Here is a 6,584-nt window from a genome sequence, read left to right as displayed (position 1 = left end):
GGTATGGGAAGCCCGGAAGGTGGGCAGACTAGCCTTCAGAGATGATCCTCGATAGCTCAATGGTAGAGCACTCGGCTGTTAACCGAGTTGTTGTAGGTTCGAGCCCTACTCGGGGAGCTTTAAGCTCCACGGAGTTTTAAAACAGCATAAGGCTCCATGGTCAAGCGGTTAAGACACCGCCCTTTCACGGCGGTAACAGGGGTTCAAATCCCCTTGGAGTCATTTAATTTAATATGGCGACATAGCCAAGTGGTAAGGCAAAGGTCTGCAACACCTCTATCGCCGGTTCAAATCCGGCTGTCGCCTCTAGTAGAACCCGGAAGTAACTGCTTTCGGGTTTTTTTATTTGCTAAAAAGTTTTTTTAGAGTTTATTGGGAAACAAAGTGTTCTTACCGGAAAACACTATTGAGGCCGGAAAAATACAGGAACTATTAATTTTGATTGCAAAGGGAAATAATGATATAATGAAATAATAAAGTTGTTTTTAAATCATATGTGGGGGTGACAGATGAGAAAGAAAAAGAGGACAGAATGGAAACGGGATTTGCTGTCAGTGCTTTTTTATTTTATGCTTCTGCTAGGAATCGGATTACTGAGGGAGACTGCATATCAGAGAATCAACAGCGGCGGGGTCTTGTCTTTCGATGATGGCTGGACATGGGAAAGAACGGATGGAACGGAAATCCCCGTTACGGTGGGAAAGAGGATGCCGGTAGAAGCTGGAAGCCCTTTTATATTAAAGAATTGGATTCCTGAGTATATGGACCAGGATATGACTCTTTGCTTTTGGAGTGCCATGGAAACTGTGCGGGTATGGGCAGATGGTGATTTGATATATGAGTATGGAATAGAGGAGGAAGCAGACCGTTTCTGGAATAATGTTTATATTCCTGTTTCCAGGGCCGGCCAGGAGATTACTATAGAAAAAGTATGTCCATACAGAGTATATGTGGGTCAGACTCGGCCGTTTGCATGGGGAAATTATTCTCAAATACAAAGTTATCTTGTCAGACGATACTTTCCTGAATTTCTCATGGGACTGTTTCTAATGGAATTTGGTATCGGAACCATGATAGCTGCTTTCGTGATAATGCGGAGAGGATATGGAAGCTCAAAGGGGATATACCTTGGTATTTTTATTTTAGCGATTTCGATTTGGATATGCGGTGAGTCGAGGATGCCGATAGAATACGAATGGTTTAATTCGATTAAACTATCCTGTATCATACTTATGTCTGCGGCTGCCGCTTATCTTTTTTATATGAAACAATGGCTGAAGGTCCAATATAACAAAGGCTACTATTTTGTGCTGGCGATAACGATTGCCAATGCTCTGATAAATATTTCTCTGGATGTATCGGGTGTTTTGGATTTGATCGAAACATTGCCGGTCACACACGCCGTTTTGGTTGTGGAAATCGGGTTTGTTTCTTATATATGGATTCAGGAGTGGAAAAGAAGAGAGCGGAATAATAAAATATCCAGGATTCAAATTATGAAGCTGTTCAGTACGGTGGGACTGATTTTGGCTGTAATAACGGAGGGTGTGCTATTTTATGTGGACCAATATAACAGCTCTGGAGTATATGTGCAGGGAGCGCTGCTGCTTTATATTTTGATTTATGTGGCAGGGTACATTTCGGAATCTATAGAAAATATGAGAAAATCGGAGCTTCTTGCTCGCCAGCTGGAAGAAAACCGGCTCAAAATGATGGTCAGCCAGATTAAGCCTCATTTTCTGTATAATACACTGCTTGCCATTCAGGAGCTATGCTATACGGCGCCGGAGAAGGCTGCGGATACAATCGTTACCTTTGCCGATTTTCTTAGAAGCAATATGAATTTTATGGAGGAAGAATCTCTGATTCCATTCAGCCGGGAGCTGCGGAATGTAAAAAATTATATGGAAATACAAAAAGTACGGTTTGGTGAGGAACTGGAGTTTAAAACTGAAATCCAGTGTATGGATTTTATGATTCCGCCACTTTCTGTTCAGCCCATTGTTGAAAATGCAGTTCAGCATGGTGTACGGGGTTATCCCGGGGGAAGCAAGGTAAAGTTGATGGCATACAGGGAAGATGGATGGGTCGTTATTATTACAGAAGACGATGGGGCGGGATTCGATCCATATGAAGAAAAATCTGCGGAAGGGTTTAGTGCATTGAATAACGTCAAAATGAGAATCGAAGAGCTTTTGGGGGGAAAGATGAGCATAGAAAGTGGAAATGGATGCGGGACAAAGGTGACGATAAAGCTTCCGTATCAAAAGGAGGGTCTGCATGAAGGCGATAATAGTTGACGATGAGATAAGAGCTGTAAGACTGCTGGCAACATTACTGTCTTCTATTGAGGAAGTGGAAATCGCAGCAGAATTCAATAATTCTTATGAAGCGCTGGAATATATACAAAATTTTAGAGGAGAAATAGATATTTTGTTTCTTGATGTGGAAATGCCGGGACTCGATGGGATTTCGATGGCAGGGGAGCTTATGAAAATGCCCGATCCCCCTAGGATTGTTTTTGTTACCGGATATGCCAAGTACGCCTATGAAGCATGGGAGGTGGAGGCGGTTGATTATATACTCAAACCCTATCGGAAAGCAAATATAATCCATGCATTGGAACGGTGCAAGAGTTTCAGGCGGGCAGGCTCGCCTCATAAGGTGGAAGCGAGATGTTTTCCCGACTTTGATTTATTTGTGGATGGAAATCCCGTAAATTTCCCCAATAAAAAGGCAAAGGAATTACTTGCCTATCTGGTACACTGCGAGGGGAAATGGGTGGCAACCGGGCAGATCGTCTATGATATTTTTGGAGAACGGGATGAAGAAAAAGGCAAAAAGTATTATAATGTGGTATCGTATCGTCTGCGCCGAACTCTGGCGGAGGAAGGAATAAGCGACCTGCTGGAGGTCGAATACGGTAAATGCCGTGTTCATTCGAAAAGACTGTCCTGCGATTATTACCGGTATTTGGAAGGCAAGCATGAGCTGTTCCAAGGGAACTATATGCAGCAGTATTCCTGGGCGGAACCTGCAGTGGCCATGATGCTGACTAAGGCGGATAAAATTTAGAATAAATGTAAAGTAATGCTAAAACTCATTTTTGCATTGATTTGTAAGGGAGTTGTAAGGATGACTCTGTTATAATACATAATATGTAAGGCAAAACTGCTGAAAAGCAGTGACGCAAAGCTAAAGGGGCTAATTTGTCAGATGTTCTAAGTCAATATGCCAGCCAGCTCCGTTTATGAAACTAATAAGCCGGCTGGTCGTAAGACAGCCGGCTTACTAGTTGCAGCCAAAGGCTGTGATGGGGAAGATTTTCGGATGGACGACAGAAGAGATGCTGAGGATAACAAGGGAGTGGATATGATGGGAAAGAAGGCGGGAAAATCGAAGCGGTCCGCCAAAATAGGGACAGTCGTCAGCATTGTCCTGTGTATAATGCTCGTACCCGTAATTGTGATAAATTTAATTCTGATTACAGGGACATATATGAATCCGGATGAGATTCCAGGGATATTTGGGATGAAGCCGGTAATTGTACTGTCTGGCTCTATGGAGCCGGAATTTTCACCAGGGGATTTGATTTTTGTGAAAAAAGCCAAAGATACAGATGGCCTGAAGGAGGGAGAAGTGATATGTTATCTGCTTTCCGGGAAAGCGATTACCCATAGAATCGAAAAAGTGACGCTGAATGAAAACGGCGGTGTCAGCTATATTACCAGGGGCGATGCCAATAATACAGAAGATCTGAAAGAAGTATTGCCGGAACAGGTTCAGGGAGTTTATACAGGGATTCGCTGGGCTGGAATTGGCAACATCGCTCTATTTATGCAGAGCACCACAGGGATGCTTCTGCTTATCGTTTGTCCGCTTGCATTGTTTATTATCCTTGATTTACTTGGACGAATACGGTCAGATAAAAAAGAAAAGAACAGGACTGCGGAGCTTGAGGCTGAGTTAGAAGCCCTGAGGGAGCAGCAGGAGAGGGATTCGCCTGCTGCCAAGGGCTGAATTGATATTTTTATAGTATGCGGTGGCTCTTCTATTACAGACACAGTGTAAAAAAGAGCATTACATAAAATCGGATCAGATATCCGGAAGAAGTGCTGCGGGCATGGACGAGGGCTGTGCCTGGCAGTGCAGAATGTTTCCTGAATAATTATGAGGAAAGAGAGGGATAATTATGAGAAAATTTACAGGGCGGCTGGCAGCGGCAGCCGCCGTATTGACATTGGTCACCACCTGTCTGCTGGGAGGTACGCTTGCCAAATATACAACTAGCGTAAATGGAACCGGTACTGCAGAGGTAGCCGCCTGGAGCTTTCAGGTAAATGGCTCAACAGCTCAATTTGATGTGGATTTATCCGACACTTCTACTAAAAAAGTAAATGTAGCAGAGGGAAAGATAGCTCCGGGGAGCGAAGGAAAGTTTGATATTAAGGTAGATGGGAAGGGCAGCGATGTGGCAATCGATTATACGATTGCGTTTAGTGAGCTGCAGAATAAACCGGCCAATTTAGAATTTTATTCCGATGCTGCTTATGGAACGAAGATTCCGGATTTGGCCGCGTATGATGGGCTGAATGGTACGATTGCAGTTGATGCGGTCGGCACGCCGGTTACAAAAACAGTATTCTGGAAATGGGATTATTCCGCCGACAATGCTGGAACCACGGACAACACGGAAACAGGCAGTATGACATTTAAAATTACGGTTACTGGTACACAGAAGGCTCCTGCCGCAAGCTGACATTATTGATTCTGCCTGCTGTGTCCGGGCAGAACAGCCAGAGCGCTCAGCTCTGGATAAAGGGCGGTTGCAAAATTGCCTTTTATCGATAGCTGAGCTGAGACGAATTAAAGGAGGCTGGCCTGTGGCAGATAATATGTTTACAAATCTTCCTTTACAGGGGGCGCAGAAAAATAAAAAAAGACGGCTGTTTTTATTAGCGCTGTTGATACTGGCGGCGCTTGTTTCGTCGTGTATTGCCGGATATATATTGGGTAAAAGTACAATGCCTGATTTCTCCGGACAGCTTATTGATACGATTCTGCTGGCGCCGGAAAAGGAAGAACGGCTCTTTTACCTTACGGGCCAAGTTGCGTTTTCAGACGGCCGGCCTTATGAGGACGGAGCAATTCTCCTGCATAGTGAACCAAAAGAAACGAGGATAGATAAAGAAGGACGTTTTGCGTTTTTCCAGGTAGAAAAAGGAGAACATACAGTCAGTCTGATGAACGATGCTGGAGAAACAGTGGCTGAGCGTCAGGTAAATCTTAAATCTTCGCCTGAGATGGAGGGGGTTAAAATTGGCCTGCAGGAAGACGGAGCATATATAATCAGTGCATCAGACGATATCCGGCTCCTGGAAGTGGTAATTGAAATTGATGAGGAGTCTAAGGCTTTATATATAAATGAGAGTGATTTCACATATGTTACGGGAAGCGGAAAGATAGTAACTCCTGCCGGCGCTGCTTACAGTACTGAAGGGACAGTGATTACGCCGGGAGGGTCTGTAATTATTCCGGACGGTACGATTATAACTCCCAGCAGCGACGGTAAGCTGGGAATTGCAGTCATTACTCCGAAAGAAGAGGTTATATATCCTGATGGCGGGACGTCACTGGCAGATGGAACGGTCATTTTAAACGATGGGAGCATTAAACTGTTTAATGGTCTGACGATCTCAACAGGGGGAGAAACAATTGTAACGACCCCTGGCGGTGAGAGGATAGGGCCGGGGACCGGCGGCATTATCATATTGGAGGATAATCGAGTGATTCCCATTGGGGAAGAAAGCGAGTCCACAGGAGAAATCAATGCATCTGAGCCGGCCTTTTCCCTGCCACAGGAAAATTCCGGTGGGACGCCGGGAACTGGAACAGAGTCTCTGGAAAAAAATACTTCTAAAGCGGATAGCCCTGAGGAGTCCGGCAGCCCGGCAGAACCGGATGCTGAGGAGACGCTGGGAACTTCAGGATCTACGGCTGCCACAGAAAAGCCGGGCGTCACAGAGGCACCGGATGTGACGGAGACATCGGATGCCACAGAGACGACGGATATGACGGAGACATCGGACACTACAGAAGATACCGGGCCGACTGGAGAAATCCCCGATTTTGGCGTCAGCTGGACACAAGGAGCGAGTCTCAGTCTCTTTGCTGACCGGACTGGTGACATTAATGGAAAAATTGTTCCGGGAACTAAGGGATATTATCCGTTTGAACTTAAAAATGGGAATGGTTTTGATATTGATTTTTCACTATCTGTCCGTGAAGGAGAACTTCATATCCCCATGCGTTTCCGCATAGTAGAAAATAAAAAGGGTGGAACGCCGCTCACAGATTGGTGGAGCACGCAGGAAAAGGATACGGCTGAAAGTAAAACAGTAAGGCTGAAAGCTAAAGAAAGTGTTATCTATTATCTGGAGTGGGAATGGATGTACGAAGGCGGCAGGGACGAAGAGGATACAAACGCAGGCCTGAATGCAGAACAGCCATATATAGTGGAGCTGTCCATCTATGCAGAGCAGGTAATACAGAAATAGGCATAAATCAGGAAAGGGGGACCGCGG

General features: G+C 45.0%; 5 protein-coding genes, 3 tRNA genes and 1 riboswitch. All 8 genes read left to right on the top strand.

What is annotated here, in order from left to right:
* The first annotated feature begins 45 nt into the window (after positions 1-45).
* The 8 genes from LQE92_RS11580 to LQE92_RS11545 all read left to right on the top strand — a co-directional run bounded on the left by LQE92_RS11580 (position 46) and on the right by LQE92_RS11545 (position 6,557).
* Positions 46-117, top strand: a tRNA-Asn gene (locus LQE92_RS11580).
* A 33-nt stretch (positions 118-150) separates the two neighbouring features.
* Positions 151-222: transfer RNA gene (locus LQE92_RS11575), tRNA-Glu, on the top strand.
* A 13-nt stretch (positions 223-235) separates the two neighbouring features.
* A tRNA-Cys gene (locus LQE92_RS11570) sits at positions 236-306 on the top strand.
* Between the two features lie 203 nt (positions 307-509).
* A complete protein-coding gene (locus LQE92_RS11565) occupies positions 510-2,300 on the top strand; it encodes a sensor histidine kinase (protein WP_231063113.1) in 1,791 nt (596 codons plus the stop codon).
* Complete coding sequence (locus LQE92_RS11560) at positions 2,281-3,075, top strand: response regulator (protein WP_231063112.1); 795 nt, start codon at positions 2,281-2,283, stop codon at positions 3,073-3,075. The genes LQE92_RS11565 and LQE92_RS11560 overlap by 20 nt, the downstream gene beginning before the upstream one ends.
* Positions 3,076-3,154: 79 nt before the next feature.
* Positions 3,155-3,250, top strand: a riboswitch (cyclic di-GMP riboswitch).
* Positions 3,251-3,330: 80 nt separating this feature from the next.
* A complete protein-coding gene (locus LQE92_RS11555) occupies positions 3,331-4,020 on the top strand; it encodes a signal peptidase I (protein ID WP_231063111.1) in 690 nt (229 codons plus the stop codon).
* A 172-nt stretch (positions 4,021-4,192) separates the two neighbouring features.
* Positions 4,193-4,759 carry a hypothetical protein gene (locus LQE92_RS11550; RefSeq protein WP_231063110.1) on the top strand — a complete coding sequence of 189 codons (567 nt, stop codon included), beginning with the start codon at positions 4,193-4,195 and terminating at the stop codon, positions 4,757-4,759.
* A 124-nt stretch (positions 4,760-4,883) separates the two neighbouring features.
* Positions 4,884-6,557, top strand: a complete 1,674-nt coding sequence (locus tag LQE92_RS11545; RefSeq protein ID WP_231063109.1) for a carboxypeptidase regulatory-like domain-containing protein — start codon at positions 4,884-4,886, stop codon at positions 6,555-6,557.
* The last annotated feature ends 27 nt before the right edge of the window (positions 6,558-6,584 follow it).

The organism is Lientehia hominis (genome assembly GCF_021044755.1).
GTDB classification, from domain to species: Bacteria; Bacillota; Clostridia; order Lachnospirales; family Lachnospiraceae; genus Lientehia; species Lientehia hominis.
This window is presented reverse-complemented; position numbering and strand designations above follow the sequence as displayed.

What these genes read in the sequence shown, in the direction of transcription:
- LQE92_RS11550 (WP_231063110.1), top strand. Translation starts at nt 4,193, where the DNA reads ATGAGAAAATTTACAGGGCGGCTGGCAGCGGCAGCCGCCGTATTGACA.
- LQE92_RS11560 (WP_231063112.1), top strand. Translation starts at nt 2,281, where the DNA reads ATGAAGGCGATAATAGTTGACGATGAGATAAGAGCTGTAAGACTGCTG.
- LQE92_RS11555 (WP_231063111.1), top strand. Translation starts at nt 3,331, where the DNA reads ATGGACGACAGAAGAGATGCTGAGGATAACAAGGGAGTGGATATGATG.
- LQE92_RS11565 (WP_231063113.1), top strand. Translation starts at nt 510, where the DNA reads ATGAGAAAGAAAAAGAGGACAGAATGGAAACGGGATTTGCTGTCAGTG.